A 16465-nucleotide genomic window follows, 5' to 3' on the forward strand; every position below is an offset into this window, starting at 1 on the left:
GGCCGGCCGGGTCGGGCCGGGCTCCGGTCAGTCCTCGCCCTCCAGGTCCCCTTCCGTGTCCAGGTACACCTGCCGCAGTTGCTCCAGCACCGCCGGATCGGGCTTGGCCCACATCCCCCGCGACTCGGCCTCCAGGAGGCGCTCGGCGATGCCGTGCAGGGCCCAGGGGTTGGCCTGGTGCAGGAACTCTCGGTTGGCCGGGTCCAGGACGTAGGTCTCGGTGAGCTTGTCGTACATCCAGTCGGCGATCACGCCCGTCGTGGCGTCGTAGCCGAACAGGTAGTCCACCGTGGCGGCGAGTTCGAAGGCACCCTTGTAGCCGTGGCGGCGCATCGCCTCGATCCACTTCGGGTTGACGACACGGGCGCGGAAGACGCGGGAGGTCTCCTCGACGAGGGTGCGGGTGCGGACCGTCTCGGGGCGGGTGGAGTCGCCGATGTACGCCTCGGGGGCCGTGCCGCGCAGGGCGCGGACCGCGGCGACCATGCCGCCGTGGTACTGGAAGTAGTCGTCGGAGTCCGCGATGTCGTGCTCTCGGGTGTCCGTGTTCTTGGCGGCCACGGCGATCCGCCGGTACGCCGTCTCCATCTCCTCGCGGGCCGGGCGGCCGTCGAGTTCACGGCCGTAGGCGTAACCGCCCCAGACCGTGTAGACCTCGGCGAGGTCGGCGTCGGTGCGCCAGTCGCGGGAGTCGATGAGCTGGAGCAGTCCGGCTCCGTAGGTGCCGGGGCGGGAGCCGAAGATGCGGGTGGTGGCACGGCGTTCGTCGCCGTGGGCCGCCAGGTCCGCCTGGACGTGGGCCCGCACGTGGTTCGCCTCGGCCGGCTCGTCCAGCGACGCGGCCAGGCGTACGGCGTCGTCCAGCAGGCCGACGGTGTGTGGGAACGCGTCGCGGAAGAAGCCGGAGATGCGCAGGGTGACGTCGATGCGGGGGCGGCCCAGCTCCTCCTGGGGGATGGGCTCCAGGCCCGTCACGCGGCGCGAGGCGTCGTCCCAGACCGGGCGGACGCCGAGCAGGGCGAGGGCCTCGGCCACGTCGTCGCCGGCGGTGCGCATGGCGCTCGTGCCCCACAGGGAGAGGCCGACGGAGGTGGGCCACTCGCCGTTGTCGGCGCGGTAGCGCTCCAGGAGGGAGTCGGCGAGCGCCTGGCCGGTCTCCCAGGCCAGGCGGGACGGGACCGCCTTGGGGTCGACGGAGTAGAAGTTGCGGCCGGTCGGCAGGACGTTGACCAGGCCGCGCAGGGGGGACCCGGAGGGCCCCGCCGGGACGAAGCCACCGGCCAGCGCGTGGACGGTGTGGTCGAGTTCGGCCGTGGTCGCGGCCAGGCGGGGCACGACCTCGTCCGCGGCGAACCGCAGGATGCGGGCGACCTGTTCGCCGTGCTCGGTCGGGACGGCGGCCGGGTCCCAGCCCGCGTCCTCCATGGCCTGGACCAGGGCGCGGGCCGTGGCCTCCGCCTCGTCGGCGGTCGTACGGGTCGCGGCGGACTCGTCCAGCCCGAGCGCCTCGCGCAGACCGGGCAGGGCCGTGGCGCCGCCCCAGATCTGGCGGGCGCGCAGGATGGCGAGGACCAGGTTGACCCGGTCGTCCCCGACGGGCGGGTTGCCGAGGACGTGCAGTCCGTCGCGGATCTGCGCGTCCTTGACCTCGCAGAGCCAGCCGTCGACGTGCAGCAGGAAGTCGTCGAAGCCGTCGTCCTCGGGGCGGTCCTCGAGGCCGAGGTCGTGGTCGAGGCGCGCGGCCTGGATGAGGGTCCAGATCTGGGCGCGGATCGCCGGGAGCTTCGCCGGGTCCATGGAGGAGATCTGGGCGTACTCGTCCAGGAGTTGTTCCAGGCGTGCGATGTCGCCGTAGGAGTCGGCGCGGGCCATCGGCGGGACGAGGTGGTCGACCAGGGTGGCGTGGACGCGGCGCTTGGCCTGGGTGCCCTCGCCGGGGTCGTTGACCAGGAAGGGGTAGACCAGGGGCAGGTCGCCGAGGGCCGCGTCGGGACCGCAGGCGGCGGACAGGCCGGCGTTCTTGCCGGGCAGCCACTCCAGGTTGCCGTGCTTGCCGAGGTGGATCATCGCGTCGGCGCCGAAACCGCCGTCGGCGGCGGGGGTGGCGATCCAGCGGTAGGCGGCCAGGTAGTGGTGGGAGGGGGGGAGGTCCGGATCGTGGTAGATGGCGATCGGGTTCTCGCCGAAGCCGCGCGGGGGCTGGATGAGGATCAGCAGGTGGGAGAAGCGCAGGGCGGCGAGGACGATGTCGCCCTCCGGGTTGCGGCTGTGGTCGACGAACATCTCGCCCGGCGCCGGACCCCAGTGCTCCTCCACCGCCGTGCGCAGTTCCTCGGGCAGCGTGGCGAACCAGCGACGGTAGTCGGCCGCCGGGACGCGCACCGGGTTGCGCGCCAGTTGCTCCTCGGTGAGCCAGTCCTGGTCGTGGCCGCCGGCCTCGATCAGCGCGCGGATCAGCTCGTCGCCGTCACCGGAGACCAGCCCGGGGACGTCCGTGTCGCCGAAGTCGTATCCCTCCTCGCGCAGACGGCGCAGGAGGGCCACCGCGCTGGCGGGGGTGTCCAGTCCGACCGCGTTGCCGATGCGGGAGTGCTTGGTCGGGTAGGCGGACAGGACGAGCGCGAGCCGCTTGTCGGCGGCCGGGATGTGGCGAAGTCGGGCGTGCCGTACGGCGATCCCCGCGACGCGGGCAGCGCGCTCGGGGTCGGCGACATAGGCCGGCAGGCCGTCGGCGTCGATCTCCTTGAAGGAGAACGGGACGGTGATCAGGCGGCCGTCGAACTCGGGGACCGCGATCTGGCTGGCCGCGTCCAGCGGGGAGACGCCCTCGTCGTTCTCCTCCCAGGAGGCGCGTGAGCCGGTCAGGCAGAGCGCCTGGAGGATCGGGACGTCCAGGGCGGTGAGCGCGCCCGCGTCCCAGGACTCGTCGTCGCCCCCGGCCGACGCCTCGGCGGGCTTGGTGCCGCCCGCGGCCAGGACGGTGGTGACGATCACGTCGACGGTGCGCAGCCGCTCGATCAGCTCGGGTTCGGGTGCGCGCAGCGACGCCACGTACAGGGGCAGCGGCCGGCCGCCCGCGTCCTCGACGGCGTCGCACAGGGCGTGCACGAAGGCGGTGTTGCCGCTCATGTGGTGGGCCCGGTAGTACAGGACGGCCACGCTCGGGCCGTCCGCGGTCCCCGCCTCGCGGGGCAGCACACCCCAGGTCGGGGAGGGCGCGGGCGCCTCGAAGCCGTACCCGGTGAGCAGCACCGTGTCGCAGAGGAAGCGGGCGAGCTGCTCCAGGTTGGCGGGGCCGCCGTGGGCCAGATAGGCGTGGGCCTCGGCCGCGAGGCCCACGGGGACGGTGGAGGCGGCCATCAACTGTGCGTCCGGGGCCTGTTCACCGCTCAGGACGACCACCGGGCGGCCGTCCGCGAGCAGCAGGTCGAGACCGTCCTGCCAGGCGCGGAGGCCGCCCAGGAGCCGCACGACCACCAGGTCGACCCCGTCCAGGAGGGCCGGGAGGTCCTCCAGGGCGAGACGGGCCGGGTTGGCGAAGCGGTAGGGGACCGGACCACCGGCCGCGCGGGCGCTGAGCAGATCGGTGTCGGACGTCGACAGGAGCAGGATCTGGCGGGTGTGCGGTGCACGTTCCCCGGACGGAGTGGGCATGCGTCGCCTGGCCTTCCTCGGGGTCCGCGCCCCGGGCAGTGTGGGAGATGGGTCTCCCCCTCGGACGAAGCCGAACGCGGGGGAAGGGAGTTCCTGACTCGCACGGCTGTCGAAGGCCGGCTCACAGTGGCGGGACCGCGCCGGATTCGCACCGGCTTCCTCCCCTTGTCGCCGTCGTGGCGGTTCGTGGATCAGGTGATCCACTGGGAAAGCATAGTAAGGGCCATGGAAACAGGGTGGGGCATACAGCGGGTGTGATGGTAGGTATGCTCACCGCCATGCCCACGGCAGCTCCCTCCCCATCGCCCCAGGCCACACCGGTTTCGCGGGGGCGCGGTGACGCCTGCCCGGGGACACTGCGCCTGCACACGGCGGACGACGGGGCCCTGGCTCGCGTCCGGGTGCCCGGCGGCGTGCTGACCGCCGATCAGGCGCGGGCCCTCGGGATCGCGGCCCGACGGCTGGGGGACGGCGACCTGCACCTGACCTCCCGCGGCAACGTGCAGTTGCGCGCGCTGAAGGACGGGTGCGGGCCGGAGCTGGCACGGACGCTGGACGCGGCCGGTCTGCTGCCGTCGAGGGAGCACGAGCGGGTGCGCAACGTCGTCGCCTCGCCCCTGTCGGGCCTCGACGGCCGCGGCCTCGGCGACGTACGGCCCTGGCTGACGGAGCTGGACGCGGCGTTGTGCGCGAGCCGGGCGGCCAGGGATCTGTCGGGCCGGTTCCTGTTCGCCCTGGACGACGGGCGCGGCGACGTGTCCGGTCTGGGCGCCGACGTCCTGGTGCGTGCGGTCGCGGACGGGGGCGCGTGGCTCTCGCCGGGGGCGGTGCGGGTGAGTGCCGGCGACGCGGCCCGCGCGGCGCTGACGGCCGCCGAGGTGTTCCTTCAGGCGGCACGGTCGCAGGGAGCGCGAGCCTGGCGGGTGTCCGAACTCGCGCTGCCCGAGGGTGCGATGGATCGCCTGGTCCGTCAGCGGCTGGAGGCCGAGGGGATCGGCCACGAGGAGTGTCCCGAACCGGTGGGCGCCGCGTCCGGCCCCGCGCCAGGTGTCCTCGACGGTGCCGTGTCCGTCCATGTTCCGCTGGGGCGTTTCTCGGCCCGCCAGTGGGAGGAGTTGACGCGTGTCTGCGACACCGAGCTCCGACTGACCCCCTGGCGCGGTGTCGTCCTGCCCACCGCGGGCGCGGCCGCCTCCCGGGCGGCCGGGACGCTCGCGCGCCTCACCGCGACCGGCCTGGTCGGCGACCCCGCGTCGCCCTGGCTCCGGGTCGGGGCCTGCGTCGGCCGCCCCGGGTGCGCCAAGGCGCACGCCGATGTCCGGGCGGACGCCGCCGGCGCCCTCGACGCGACCGGCGGACCCGGCCTCCCCCTGTACTGGTCCGGGTGCGAACGACGGTGCGGGCATCCCCGCGGTGATCACGTCTCCGTGGTCGCGACACCCGGCGGCGGGTACCAGGTGTCGACCGACAGGGCGGGCCAGAACCCGCGGACCGTCTCCGTCAGGGATCCCTCCCGTGTGTCCGCCGCGCTGACGACGAGCACCTCATGAGCATCAAGTCGACCGAGAGCAGTGAGAAGAACACCGTGACCACCCATGTCTACGAGAAGGACGGTGCGGCGATCTACCGCGAGTCCTTCGCCACCATTCGCGCCGAAGCGGACCTGGTGGGCCTGCCCGCCGACGTCAGCCAGGTGGCGGTGCGCATGATCCACGCCTGCGGGATGGTCGACCTCGTTCGGGACCTGTCCTACTCGCCCGCGGTGGTGGCCCGCGCCCGGGAGGCGCTGCGCTCGGGCGCGCCCATCCTCTGCGATGTGCAGATGGTGGCCAGCGGGGTGACCCGCAAGCGGCTGCCCGCCGACAACGACGTGCTCTGCACGCTGTCCGACCCGGCCGTCCCGGAACTCGCCGCGAAGCTGGGCACCACGCGCAGCGCCGCCGCGCTGGAACTGTGGCGTGACCGGCTGGAAGGCGCGGTGGTGGCGGTCGGCAACGCGCCCACCGCCCTCTTCCGCCTGCTGGAGATGATCGAGGAAGGCGCCCCCCGGCCGGCCGCCGTCATCGGTGTCCCGGTCGGCTTCGTGGGCGCCGCCGAGTCCAAGGACGCGCTGGCCGCGCATCCGTCCGGGCTGGACCACCTGGTGGTGCGCGGCCGTCGCGGTGGCAGCGCCATCGCGGCCGCCGCGCTCAACGCGATCGCGAGCGAGGAAGAATGAGCGGCAAGCTGTACGGGGTGGGTCTCGGCCCCGGTGACCCGTCCCTGATGACCGTACGGGCGGTCGAGGTCATCTCCGAGGCCGACGTGATCGCCTATCACAGCGCGCGGCACGGCCGGTCCATCGCGCGCTCCATCGCGGCCGCGCACCTGCGCGAGGATCACGTCGAGGAGCCGCTGGTCTACCCGGTCACCACGGAGACCACCGACCACCCGGGCGGATACCGGGGCGCGATGGAGGACTTCTACACCGAGGCGGCGGCCACGCTGGCCAAGCACCTGGACGCGGGGCGGACCGTGGCGGTGCTCGCCGAGGGCGATCCGCTCTTCTACGGCTCCTACATGCACATGCACAAGCGGCTCGCCGACCGCTACGACACCGAGGTCGTCCCCGGTGTCACCTCCGTGTCCGCCGCCGCCGCCCGTCTGGGCACCCCGCTGGCCGAGGGCGAGGAGGTGCTGACCATCCTGCCCGGCACGCTTCCCGAGGAGGAGCTGACCGCGCGGCTCGCCGCGACGGACGCGGCCGTCGTGATGAAGCTCGGCCGCACCTTCCCCAAGGTCCGCCGCGCGTTGGAGGGTTCGGGGCGCCTGAGCGAGGCCCGCTATGTGGAGCGGGCCACCATGAGCGGGGAGCGCGTCGCCGAACTGGCCGACGTGGAAGCGGAGTCGGTGCCGTACTTCGCGGTGGCGGTGCTGCCCAGCCAGGTGGACGCAGAGCGGCCCGCCGCCCGGGAGCGGGGCGAAGTGGTCGTGGTCGGCACGGGGCCCGCCGGCCCCCTGTGGCTCACGCCCGAGACGCGGGGTGCGCTGGCCGCGGCCGACGACCTGGTCGGCTACACGACCTACCTCGACCGGGTGCCCGAGCGGCCGGGCCAGGTCCGGCACGGCTCGGACAACCGGGTGGAGGCCGAACGCGCCGAGTTCGCCCTTCAACTGGCCCAGCGGGGGCGGCGGGTGGCCGTCGTCTCCGGCGGCGACCCCGGCGTCTTCGCGATGGCCACCGCCGTCCTGGAGGTGGCCTCGCAGCCCGCCTACCTGGACGTGCCGGTGCGGGTGCTGCCCGGTCTCACCGCCGCCAACGCCGCCGCGGCCCGTGTCGGTGCCCCTCTCGGCCACGACTACGCCGCCCTGTCGCTGTCCGACCGGCTCAAGCCGTGGGAGGTCATCGCCGAGCGGCTGCGCGCGGCGGCCTCGGCGGATCTGGTGCTGGCGCTGTACAACCCGGGCTCGCACAGCCGGACCTGGCAGGTGGGCAAGGCCCGGGAGCTGCTGCTGGAGTACCGGGAGCCGGGGACGCCCGTGGTGGTCGCCCGGGACGTGGGCGGTCCGCAGGAGCGTGTGCGCGTGGTGCGGCTGGGCGAACTGGATCCGGCCGAGGTCGACATGCGCACGATCCTCCTGGTGGGCTCCTCCCAGACCCAGGTGGTCCGGCGCGGCGGCGGCGAGGAGATCGTCTGGACCCCGCGCCGGTATCCGCAGGCGTGAGAGCACGAGCGGCGCCGCGCCCCGGGGACGGCGCCGCTCCCGCGCCCACCCGCCGTGCTCCTGAACGGTGAGACCGGCCCGGCCGGAGCGGTCGGCCGCGGTGGAGCACGGACCGGGTGTCAGTCAGTGCCTCGAAGGGACCCCAGGTCAAGGTGTTGGCGAAGCCACAGGACCGCCTGCGCGGGATCCGGCACGACGGGGACGCCCTGCGGGGTCGGCGGCCTGCGGACCACGACGACGGGCAGTCCGGCCTCGCGGGCGGCGGTCAGTTTCGGGGCCGTGGCCGCTCCCCCGCTGTCCTTGGTGACCACGACGTCGATGCGGTGGCGCCGCAGCAGTGCGCGTTCCCCGTCGAGCACGAAGGGCCCGCGATCGAGCAGCACCTCCATCCGGGACGGGCACGGGGGCTCGGGGGCGTCCACGGAGCGGACGAGGAACCAGAGGTCGTCCAGGGCCGCGAAGGCCTCCAGGCCCATGCGGCCGGTGGTCAGGAACACGCGTCGCCCGAGTGCGGGCAGGGAACGGGCCGCCTCCCCCAGCGATCCCACCTCGTGCCAGCGGTCGCCCTCGACGGGGACCCACCCGGGGCGGCGCAGGGCGAGCAGGGGAACATGGGTGGCGGCAGCGGCCTGTGCCGCGTTGAAACTGATCGTTCCGGCGAAGGGATGTGTGGCGTCGACGACGGCGTCGACCTCGTGCTCGCGCAGCCACGCGGCCAGCCCCTGCGCTCCGCCGAAGCCGCCGACGCGTGTCCGGCCGGGGGGCAGGCGGGGGTTGGCGACGCGTCCGGCGAGGGAGTTGGTCACCGTCAACCCGGTGATGTCGTCGAGCAGTTCGGCGAGTCGGCGGGCCTCCGTGGTGCCTCCGAGGATCAGCAGGTGCATGGGAGTCCGAGTCCGTTCATGAGGAGAGTCGAGGATCGAGGCATGGAGGAGGCGAGCCGCGCCGGCCAGGCGCCGGGTTCCGGCCCGGTGAAGGGAGGGCGCCGGGCCCAGCTGGAGCACACCGGGCTGCGGCACGGCTGGACCACCGGGGCCTGCGCGACGGCGGCCACGACAGCCGCGTACACCGCGCTGCTGACCGGCGAGTTCCCCGACCCGGTGACGATCACGCTGCCCAAGGGGCAGACGCCGTCGTTCGCCCTGGCCGCCGAGCGACTGGCCGAGGGCTCCGCGACGGCCGGGATCGTGAAGGACGCGGGCGACGACCCGGACGTCACCCACGGGGCGCTGATCCGGGCCACGGTCCGGCGGCTGCCCGCGGGGAGCGGCGTCGTCTTCAGAGCCGGTCCCGGCGTGGGAACCATCACCAGGCCCGGCCTCCCGCTGCCCGTCGGCGAGGCGGCCGTCAATCCCGTTCCCCGCCGGATGATGAGCGAGCATGTCGCCGAGGTCGCCGAGCGGCACGGCGGCAGCGGCGACGTGGAGATCACGGTCTCCGTCGACCACGGCGAGGAGATCGCCCGCTCCACCTGGAACCCGCGCCTCGGCATCGTCGGCGGCCTCTCCATCCTCGGCACCACGGGCATCGTCGTGCCGTACTCGTGTTCCGCCTGGATCGACTCCATCCGGCGGGGCGTGGACGTGGCCCGCGCGGCGGGGCGGACACACGTCGCCGGATGCACCGGCTCGACGTCGGAGAAGACGGTCGTCGCCGAGCACGGCCTGCCCGAGGACGCGCTGCTCGACATGGGCGACTTCGCGGGAGCGGTGCTCAAGTACCTTCGCCGGCACCCGGTGGACCGCCTCACGATCTGCGGCGGCTTCGCCAAACTGTCCAAGCTCGCCGCGGGCCATCTCGACCTGCACTCCGGCCGCTCCCAGGTCGACAAGGGCTTCCTGGCCGAACTGGCCCGGCAGGGCGGGGCCGGGAAAGCGCTCGCCGCCGAGGTGGCCGCCGCCAACACCGGCCTCGCGGCACTCCAGCTGTGCCAGGCCGCCGGGGTGCCCCTCGGCGACCTGGTGGCGCGGCGAGCCCGGGACGAGGCACTGGCCGTGCTGCGCGGAGCGCCGGTCGCCGTGGACGTCATCTGCATCGACCGGGCGGGCACCGTCGTGGGACGCTGCACGGCGCGCTAGCGCCGCGGCGGACGGCGTGCGCCCGTCGAAGAACGGAGCCCGGTCCGTGCTCGCGGCGTGCCGGCCGGAAGCCCGTGTACGGGACGTCCCCGGGGTGTCGGCCGGCGCGGCGAGTGAGGGTTCCTCCTGCTCGCAGAGCTCGGGTGAGCGTGCCGGGTGCCGCGACGGGGCGGACCCCGCCCGCCGCGGCACCGACCTGACGGCCCGCGGGGGCGGGCCGTCTCAGCACAGGTGCCGGTCCCGCTCCGGTGAGTACAGGTGGCTGTCCCGGAACTCCTTCGCCCCGAGCGTGCGCCCCACCATGATCACCGCGGTGCGCAGCACGCCCGCCTCCCTCACCTTCTCGGCGATCTCGTCCAGGGTGCCCCGGATGATCAGCTCGTCGGGGCGGGAGGCGTAGGCGACGACGGCCGCCGGGCAGTCGGCGCCGTAGTGCGGGAGGAGTTCGTCGACCACCCGGTCCACGTACCTGGCCGCCAGGTGCAGCACGATCAGCGCGCCGCTGCGGCCCAGGGTGGCCAGGTCCTCCCCGTCCGGCATGGCGGTGGCGCGCTCGGCGACGCGGGTGAGGATGACGGTCTGGCCGACGGTCGGCACGGTCAGCTCCCGCTTCAGGGAGGCCGCCGCGGCGGCGAACGCGGGTACGCCCGGCACCACCTCGTAGGGCACCCCCGCCGCGTCCAGGCGCCGCATCTGCTCGGCGACGGCGCTGAACACGGAAGGGTCACCCGAGTGCAGCCGGGCCACGTCATGGCCCGCCTCGTGGGCGCGCACCGACTCGGCCGTGATCTCGTCCAGGTCGAGCCGGGCGGTGTCCACCAGGCGGGCGCCGGGCGGGCATTCGGCCAGCAGTTCACGCGGCACGAGACTTCCCGCGTACAGACACACCTGAGCGGCGGCGAGCACGCGGGCGCCGCGCACCGTGATCAGATCGGCGGCACCGGGCCCGGCACCGATGAAGTACACGGTCATGTGACTGCTCCTGGAAGGGGGTTGACGGTCTTCACTGCGGACCACTGGGTGACCGGCATGGCCTGGCGCCACCCGGTGAAGCCGCCTACGGGCACGGCGTGCGCCACCGCCAGCCGCACCAGTTCGCCGCCATGGCTGCGGTGGGCCTCGGCGAGCAGCGCCTCGGACTCCAGCGTGACGGTGTTGGCGACCAGCCGTCCGCCGACGGGCAGCGCGTCCCAGCAGGCGTCGAGCAGACCGGGTGCCGTGAGACCGCCGCCGACGAAGACGGCGTCGGGCACGGGGAGTTCGGCGAGGGCGGCGGGAGCCTCCTTGCCGATCACCACGAGTCCGGGCACCCCGAGCCGTTCGGCGTTGCGTGTGATGCGCGCGGCGCGCACCGGGTCGCGTTCGACGGTGACGGCCCGGCAGGAGGGGTGGGTGCGCATCCACTCGATGGCGATCGAGCCGGAGCCGCCGCCGATGTCCCAGAGCAGTTCGCCGGGCGCGGGGGCGAGCGCGCCGAGCGTGGCGGCGCGGATGTGCCGCTTGGTGAGCTGACCGTCGTGCTCGTACGCCTGGTCGGGCAGACCGGGCACGGCGCCCAGTCGCAGCGCGTCCGGTGCGCGACGGCACTCGACGGCCACGATGTTGAGCGGATCGCCGGGCGCTTCCTCGCGCCCCCAGTCGTCCGCGGTGGCCTCCGCGGTCGTCCGCTCCCGGTCGCCGCCGAGCTGTTCCAGCACCCGCATGCGGCTCGGCCCGAAGCCGCGCTCCCTGAGGAGTGCGGCGACCTCGCCGGGAGTGGTGGCGTCGGCGCTGAGCACCAGAAGGCGCCGGCCGTCGTGCAGGGCACGGGCGAGGCGCGCGGCGGGGCGGCCCACCAGGGTGAGGACCTCGACGTCCTCCAGGGGCCAGCCGAGGCGGGCCGCGGCATAGGACACCGACGACGGGTGCGGGAGGACGCGCGGCGCGGCGGCCTCCTCCGCGAGGGCGCGGCCGATGCCGTAGAACATCGGGTCGCCGCTCGCCAGTACGGCGATGCGGCGGCCCGCGTGCGCGGCGAGCAGGCGGGGGACGGCGGGGCGCAGGGGCGAGGGCCAGGTGACGCGCTCGCCGCCGCATTCGGGCGGCAGCAGGTCCAGCTGGCGCGCGCCTCCGAGGAGGACCTCGGCCTCGCGCAGCGCCGTGCGGGAGGGCTCGGGCAGGCCGTCCCAGCCGTCGGCGCCGATTCCGACGACGCTGACGGCGGAAGGCGGGCCTGGTGGGGCGGGGGTCACTGTTCGACACCTCGGGGTTCAGGGGGCTGCAGTGGCGCACTCTACTGGGCGGTCACCCTCGTGCCCCAGTCCAGGTTCACATCCGGACGGAACTTATTGCACACTGTTGGCAACAACTTATTTCTGGCAGGAAGGGGTGGGCATGGGCTCGCCGATCGTGCTCGGGATCGAGTCGTCGTGCGACGAGACCGGAGCGGGGCTGGTTCGGGACGGACGCCTGCTCGGTCACGCCGTGGCGTCGAGCATGGACGAGCACGCCCGCTACGGCGGAGTGGTGCCGGAGATCGCCTCCCGCGCCCACCTTCACGCGCTGCGCCCGGTGGTCCGCCAGGCACTGGACCGGGCGGGGCTGGGGCTGTCCGACATCGGTGCCGTCGCCGTCACCACGGGGCCGGGCCTGTCCGGCGCGCTCCAGGTGGGCCTGGCCGGGGCGAAGGGCATCGCCTACGCGCTCGGCGTGCCGCTGTTCGGCGTCCACCACCTCGCCGGGCACGTCGCGGCCGACACGCTCGAACACGGGCCTCTCCCCGACCCCTGCGTGGTGCTGATCGTCTCCGGCGGGCACACGTCCCTCCTCCTGGTGCGCGACCTGGCCCGCGACCCGATCTCCCACCTGGGCGACACCCTCGACGACGCGGCCGGTGAATGCTTCGACAAGGTCGCGCGGGTCTTCGGCCTGCCCTATCCCGGGGGCCCGGCCGTCGATCGGGCGGCCCGCGCGGGCGACCCGCGCGCCGTCCCCTTCCCCCGCCCGCTGCCCGGCACCTACGACTTCTCCTTCTCGGGCCTGAAGACGGCGGCCGCGCGCTGGGCCGAAGGGCACGCCGGCCGCGATCTGCCCGTGCACGACGGGGCGGCATCGCTCCAGGAGGCGGTCGCCGACGTCCTGACGCGCAAGGCGGTGGCCGCCTGCGCCGAGTACGGGGTGGGAACCCTGGTCGTGGTCGGCGGGGTCGCCGCGAACTCCCGCGTCAGGTCGCTGGCCGAGGAGCGCTGCCGCGCGGCCGGTATCGAACTGCGGGTGCCGCCGCTGCGCCTGTGCACGGACAACGGCGCGATGATCGCGGCGGTGGGCGACCTGCTCGTGCGCGCCGGAGCCGAACCGGCCCCGCTGGACGTGTCGATCGACCCCTCCGCCCCGCTGGAGTACGCGGCCCTGCACCCCGTGGCGGCCGGAGCGGCGGCGGCCTGACGGACATCCGCCCGCTCTCCCGCGACCCCGTCCGCACGCCGGGTCAACTGCGGCACAGTTTGGACAGCGCTGCGACAACTCTGCCCGAAAGCAGAGGTGTTGGATCTACCCTCCGATCGGGCGAAAGAACCGCCGCCCGCGACGAACCGACCACCGGCAAGGGGACACCTACCGACATGACCGTTACCGTCCAGGTCGACACGACCCGCCCCGTGATAACCCTCATCAACGTCTTCACCGTGTCCCCGGACCGGCAGGACGAGTTGATCGCGCTGCTCTCCCGCGCCACGGAGGAGACGATGAGGCACCAACCCGGCTTCGTCCACGCCAACTTCCACGCCTCCCTCGACGGCGAACGCGTGATCAACTACGCGCAGTGGGAGACGGAGGAGCACTACAGGGCGATGCTCGCCAACCCCGAGGCCCGTGTCCACATGAGGCAGGCCGCTACCATCGCGACGGACGTCCAACCCCGCCTGTTCCGGGTCCGGTCGGCCCACTCCTCCGCAACGCCCCAGCCAAGCACGACCTGACGCGCGGGCGGGGGCGGCTCCTCCACCGCACCCGGGGCGCCCTCGGACGGGCACGAGGCCGGGTCGTCGATGGATGAACCGGTTCGGCTCCGAGGACGCACGCCCGGCAGGTCTCGTTAAGATGTTCCGATCATGGACGTCATGACGGGGAACGAGATGATCACCATCCCTCCGGGGCGGGTCACGCTGTCGGACCGGCGAACGCGGCGCAGTTGGTCGGTCGAGCTCGCGTCCTACGAGCTCGCGGCGTTCCCGGTCACCCAGGCGCTGTACGCACAGATCACGGGCCAACGGCCGAGTGCCGCCCATGGTGACCGGCTGCCCGTCGAGAGCGTTTCCTGGTGGGACGCGGTGCGGTTCTGCAACACGCTCTCCCAACGAGACGGGTTCGCACCTGCCTACCACCTGCATGCCGACGGTGAAGGTATCGAGTGGGACACGTCCGCCGAGGGGTACCGACTGCCGACCGAAGCCGAGTGGGAGCACGCCTGCCGTGCCGGTACGGCGGGCCCCCGTTACGGGGAGCTCGACGACATCGCCTGGTACCGCGGCAACTCGCACGAACGCATCCACGGTGTGGGCGGCAAACGCCCGAATCCCTGGGGGCTCCACGACATGCTCGGCAACGTCTGGGACTGGTGCTGGGACGTCTACGACGCCGAGGCCTACGGCACCTACCGGGTGCTCCGTGGCGGTGGTTGGTTCGATGAACACTGGAGTTGCCGGGCCTCCGCGCGTCGCCGCAGCCACCCGACCTTCCAGGTCGACGACGTCGGATTCCGCATCGCGCGCTCGCCCAGGTGACGCCTGGTCGCGTCCGTCCGCGGACCGGACGCGAGCACCGAACACACAGGGCGACACAGGGCGAGGGCCTTCCCGGAACAACTCCGGAAAAGCCCTCGCCGAGAAAGAGCGTCAGCCCTTGAAAGCGTCCTTGACCTTTTCCTTGGCCTCACGGGCGTCGCCCGTGCTCTTTTCCGCCTGGCCTTCAGCAGTCATGCGCTCGTTGCCGAGGGTGCGTCCGAGGACCGTCTTGGCCTTGCCCTGGGCCTGCTCGGTCTTCGCCTTGGCCTTCTCGCCGGTACTCATGAAACACGCCTCCTCGTCGCTTCGGATTCCGCTCTCGCGGTAGACCCCTGCTGCCCCGGGGATTCCTTCACAAACAAGGATCGTTTGGTGATTGGGACTCCATCGGCAGGGCACACGGCGGTCAGGAGGTTGATAACTATGGTTCCCCTGCTTCTTGTTCTGCTCCTCGCCCTGATCCTTTTCGGTGCCGGTTTCGCCATCAAGATTCTCTGGTGGGTGGCCGTGGCGGTCCTGGTGCTGTGGCTGCTCGGCTTCGTCATGCGATCCACCAACGCGGGTGGTGGCCGCGGCCGCTGGTACCGATGGTGACCTGACATCACGCGTACCGCTTGTGTGTGGGGCCCGGCCGTCGCGACGGCCGGGCCCCACACGTATGCCCGGTGAACAAAGACACGACTCCACGGAACCGGCCGAAGGAGTCACCGGACGAGCCCGGGGTAGGCGTGCTGTGTCGGGGGCGGGGCGCGTACGTGCCGGAACCCGCGTAACCTCCCAGCGCCTTCCGCCCCCGCCCCGGCCACGCGGGGCATCCGGTTCCGGGCCGTCTCGTACTCAGCGCCGGTACGCGGCTGTCGCGATCTCGACGAAGGATCGGATCAACGGGTTGGTGTCGCCTTCGTTCCACACCGCAACCACGCGGCTCGGCGCCATGCCGGTCAGCGGTACCACGGACAGCTCCGCGGGCAGGTCGTGGCCGAGCGGGGCCAGGCCGACCGTGCCGTTCCACAGCACGGCCTGCAGGCACTCCTGGACGGAGCGCACCACCGGACCCTCGCGCGGCGTGCCGCCGTTCCAGTACGACTGCCAGACGGGGTCGGTGCCCCGCGGGAACTGGAACCAGCGGCGGTCGCTCAGCTCGGCCGGCCGCAGTCGGTCGCGGGAGGCCAGGGGATCGTCGGCGCGCAGGACCACGCCGACCGGATCGGTGCGCAGCGCCCACACCGTCAGGGCGGTCTCGTCGAACGGCGCCCGGGTCAGGGCGACGTCGACCAGCCCGGCGCGCAGCCCGCACGTCGGGTCGGTGAGATCGGTGTCGCGGATGCGGATGTCGATACCGGGGTGCTTTCGGCGGTAGGCGGAGGCCAGCCTGGCCACTCCCGGGTCGGTGCCGTCGCCCAGGATGCCGACGGTGAGGGGCGCGGCGCCGGCTGCCGCGCCCACGCGTACCCGGACGCGGTCGGCGTGGGCGAGCAGGGCCCGCGCCTCGTCGAGCAGCACCGCGCCCGCGGAGGTGAGCGTGACGCCGGCCGGAGAACGGGTGAGCAGGAGGGCCCCGACGTCGGCCTCCAACTGCTTGATCGCCCGGCTCAGCGGCGGCTGACTCATGTGCAGGCGGATGGCGGCCCGGCCGAAGTGGAGTTCCTCGGCGACCGCCACGAAGTAGCGCAGGATCCGTAGCTCCACGCTGCAACGATACCCATGGCGTATCGGCGCGGCGGGACAGGTCTTGGACAGCCGTGGGACCTCGGCGGTGCACTGGGGGCATGACCGAAGAAGCGAAGAGGACCAGCGAGTCGCAGACCGTTCCCGCCGTGTCGGTGGTGGGGCCCGGCGACGGCGAGACGATCGTTCTGGGCACCACACGCATGCGCGTCCTGGAGGACGGCAGCCGCACCGGGCACCGCCTCGCGATCGCCGAGTCCGTCCTCGCTCCGCACACCCAGGGGCCGCCGCAGCACCGCCACTCCCAACACGACGAGGGCTTCTACGTCCTTTCCGGCACCGTGCGGTTCACCGTCGGGGACGAGGACCACGACGCCACCGCGGGCACGCTGGTGATGGTTCCGCCCGGCACCCCGCACACCTTCGCCAACCCGTCCGACCAACCCGCCGTCATGCTCAGCACGTTCACCCCCGACCTGTACGTGCAGTACTTCCGGGACCTCCAGAAGGTGCTCGCCGACGGTCGGCCGTTGACGCCGCAGGCCAACATCGACGCGATGAGCCGCTACGCGACCGAGCCCGCCACCGACCTCGCCTGAC

15 protein-coding genes and 1 riboswitch are annotated in these 16465 nt (G+C 73.3%); of the genes, 9 read left to right on the forward strand and 6 right to left on the reverse strand.

Features of this window, described 5'->3' with window-relative positions; all coding sequences use genetic code 11:
- Positions 1-27: 27 nt before the first annotated feature.
- Positions 28-3654, reverse strand: a complete 3627-nt coding sequence (cobN, locus tag AB0C59_RS29085; protein WP_363009782.1) for a cobaltochelatase subunit CobN — start codon at positions 3652-3654, stop codon at positions 28-30.
- A gap of 63 nt (positions 3655-3717) precedes the next feature.
- Positions 3718-3874, reverse strand: a riboswitch (cobalamin riboswitch).
- Positions 3875-3920: 46 nt separating this feature from the next.
- Between cobN and AB0C59_RS29090 the strand changes: the two genes are divergently transcribed.
- Genes AB0C59_RS29090 through AB0C59_RS29100 form a run of 3 tightly spaced genes read left to right on the forward strand, consistent with a single transcriptional unit; the run spans position 3921 to position 7359 of the window.
- The gene (locus AB0C59_RS29090) at positions 3921-5204 is read left to right on the forward strand and encodes a cobalamin biosynthesis protein CobG (protein WP_363009783.1); all 1284 of its coding nucleotides are present in this window, start codon (positions 3921-3923) and stop codon (positions 5202-5204) included.
- Positions 5201-5872 (forward strand): precorrin-8X methylmutase, encoded by a 672-nt coding sequence (locus AB0C59_RS29095; RefSeq protein WP_363009785.1) that lies wholly within the window; start codon positions 5201-5203, stop codon positions 5870-5872. Before AB0C59_RS29090 ends, AB0C59_RS29095 begins: the two co-directional genes overlap by 4 nt.
- A complete protein-coding gene (locus tag AB0C59_RS29100; protein ID WP_363009787.1) occupies positions 5869-7359 on the forward strand; it encodes a precorrin-2 C(20)-methyltransferase in 1491 nt (496 codons plus the stop codon). Before AB0C59_RS29095 ends, AB0C59_RS29100 begins: the two co-directional genes overlap by 4 nt.
- Positions 7360-7478: 119 nt before the next feature.
- On the opposite strand, the gene AB0C59_RS29105 is transcribed toward AB0C59_RS29100, so the two are convergent.
- Positions 7479-8243 carry a cobalt-precorrin-6A reductase gene (locus AB0C59_RS29105; protein ID WP_363009789.1) on the reverse strand — a complete coding sequence of 255 codons (765 nt, stop codon included), beginning with the start codon at positions 8241-8243 and terminating at the stop codon, positions 7479-7481.
- 42 nt (positions 8244-8285) lie between these two features.
- Here AB0C59_RS29105 and AB0C59_RS29110 point away from each other — a divergent pair, with 42 nt between their 5' ends.
- Positions 8286-9437, forward strand: a complete 1152-nt coding sequence (locus tag AB0C59_RS29110) for a cobalt-precorrin-5B (C(1))-methyltransferase (protein WP_363009790.1) — start codon at positions 8286-8288, stop codon at positions 9435-9437.
- A 222-nt stretch (positions 9438-9659) separates the two neighbouring features.
- On the opposite strand, the gene cobM is transcribed toward AB0C59_RS29110, so the two are convergent.
- Together cobM and cbiE are read right to left on the reverse strand one after the other, a co-directional pair.
- Positions 9660-10409: a precorrin-4 C(11)-methyltransferase gene (gene cobM, locus AB0C59_RS29115; RefSeq protein ID WP_363009792.1), complete on the reverse strand. Its 750-nt coding sequence runs from the start codon at positions 10407-10409 to the stop codon at positions 9660-9662.
- Positions 10406-11668 carry a precorrin-6y C5,15-methyltransferase (decarboxylating) subunit CbiE gene (cbiE, locus tag AB0C59_RS29120; RefSeq protein ID WP_363009794.1) on the reverse strand — a complete coding sequence of 421 codons (1263 nt, stop codon included), beginning with the start codon at positions 11666-11668 and terminating at the stop codon, positions 10406-10408. Before cbiE ends, cobM begins: the two co-directional genes overlap by 4 nt.
- A gap of 142 nt (positions 11669-11810) precedes the next feature.
- Here cbiE and tsaD point away from each other — a divergent pair, with 142 nt between their 5' ends.
- The 3 genes from tsaD to AB0C59_RS29135 all read left to right on the forward strand — a co-directional run bounded on the left by tsaD (position 11811) and on the right by AB0C59_RS29135 (position 14197).
- Positions 11811-12860, forward strand: a complete 1050-nt coding sequence (gene tsaD, locus AB0C59_RS29125; protein WP_363009796.1) for a tRNA (adenosine(37)-N6)-threonylcarbamoyltransferase complex transferase subunit TsaD — start codon at positions 11811-11813, stop codon at positions 12858-12860.
- Between the two features lie 176 nt (positions 12861-13036).
- Positions 13037-13393 (forward strand): antibiotic biosynthesis monooxygenase family protein, encoded by a 357-nt coding sequence (locus AB0C59_RS29130; protein WP_363009798.1) that lies wholly within the window; start codon positions 13037-13039, stop codon positions 13391-13393.
- A gap of 132 nt (positions 13394-13525) precedes the next feature.
- A complete protein-coding gene (locus AB0C59_RS29135; protein ID WP_363009800.1) occupies positions 13526-14197 on the forward strand; it encodes an SUMF1/EgtB/PvdO family nonheme iron enzyme in 672 nt (223 codons plus the stop codon).
- A gap of 111 nt (positions 14198-14308) precedes the next feature.
- Here AB0C59_RS29135 and AB0C59_RS29140 read toward each other — a convergent pair whose 3' ends face one another.
- Positions 14309-14482, reverse strand: a complete 174-nt coding sequence (locus AB0C59_RS29140) for a CsbD family protein (protein WP_363009803.1) — start codon at positions 14480-14482, stop codon at positions 14309-14311.
- 138 nt (positions 14483-14620) lie between these two features.
- Between AB0C59_RS29140 and AB0C59_RS29145 the strand changes: the two genes are divergently transcribed.
- Complete coding sequence (locus AB0C59_RS29145) at positions 14621-14791, forward strand: hydrophobic protein (protein WP_171154443.1); 171 nt, start codon at positions 14621-14623, stop codon at positions 14789-14791.
- A 243-nt stretch (positions 14792-15034) separates the two neighbouring features.
- On the opposite strand, the gene AB0C59_RS29150 is transcribed toward AB0C59_RS29145, so the two are convergent.
- Positions 15035-15886, reverse strand: a complete 852-nt coding sequence (locus tag AB0C59_RS29150; RefSeq protein WP_363009805.1) for a LysR substrate-binding domain-containing protein — start codon at positions 15884-15886, stop codon at positions 15035-15037.
- Between the two features lie 80 nt (positions 15887-15966).
- On the opposite strand from AB0C59_RS29150, the gene AB0C59_RS29155 reads away from it, so the two are divergent.
- On the forward strand, positions 15967-16464 hold the full coding sequence (locus AB0C59_RS29155; RefSeq protein ID WP_363009807.1) for a cupin domain-containing protein: 498 nt from the start codon (positions 15967-15969) through the stop codon (positions 16462-16464).
- Position 16465: the final 1 nt, after the last annotated feature.

The sequence above is a fragment of the Streptomyces sp. NPDC048664 genome (assembly GCF_040650555.1).
In the GTDB taxonomy this organism is placed as follows: Bacteria; Actinomycetota; Actinomycetes; order Streptomycetales; family Streptomycetaceae; genus Streptomyces.

Coding starts and splice junctions, on each gene's coding strand:
- cobN (WP_363009782.1), bottom strand. CDS start 3,654: ATGCCCACTCCGTCCGGGGAACGTGCACCGCACACCCGCCAGATCCTG.
- AB0C59_RS29090 (WP_363009783.1), top strand. CDS start 3,921: ATGCTCACCGCCATGCCCACGGCAGCTCCCTCCCCATCGCCCCAGGCC.
- AB0C59_RS29095 (WP_363009785.1), top strand. CDS start 5,201: ATGAGCATCAAGTCGACCGAGAGCAGTGAGAAGAACACCGTGACCACC.
- AB0C59_RS29100 (WP_363009787.1), top strand. CDS start 5,869: ATGAGCGGCAAGCTGTACGGGGTGGGTCTCGGCCCCGGTGACCCGTCC.
- AB0C59_RS29105 (WP_363009789.1), bottom strand. CDS start 8,243: ATGCACCTGCTGATCCTCGGAGGCACCACGGAGGCCCGCCGACTCGCC.
- AB0C59_RS29110 (WP_363009790.1), top strand. CDS start 8,286: ATGGAGGAGGCGAGCCGCGCCGGCCAGGCGCCGGGTTCCGGCCCGGTG.
- cobM (WP_363009792.1), bottom strand. CDS start 10,409: ATGACCGTGTACTTCATCGGTGCCGGGCCCGGTGCCGCCGATCTGATC.
- tsaD (WP_363009796.1), top strand. CDS start 11,811: ATGGGCTCGCCGATCGTGCTCGGGATCGAGTCGTCGTGCGACGAGACC.
- AB0C59_RS29130 (WP_363009798.1), top strand. CDS start 13,037: ATGACCGTTACCGTCCAGGTCGACACGACCCGCCCCGTGATAACCCTC.
- AB0C59_RS29135 (WP_363009800.1), top strand. CDS start 13,526: ATGGACGTCATGACGGGGAACGAGATGATCACCATCCCTCCGGGGCGG.
- AB0C59_RS29140 (WP_363009803.1), bottom strand. CDS start 14,482: ATGAGTACCGGCGAGAAGGCCAAGGCGAAGACCGAGCAGGCCCAGGGC.
- AB0C59_RS29145 (WP_171154443.1), top strand. CDS start 14,621: ATGGTTCCCCTGCTTCTTGTTCTGCTCCTCGCCCTGATCCTTTTCGGT.
- AB0C59_RS29155 (WP_363009807.1), top strand. CDS start 15,967: ATGACCGAAGAAGCGAAGAGGACCAGCGAGTCGCAGACCGTTCCCGCC.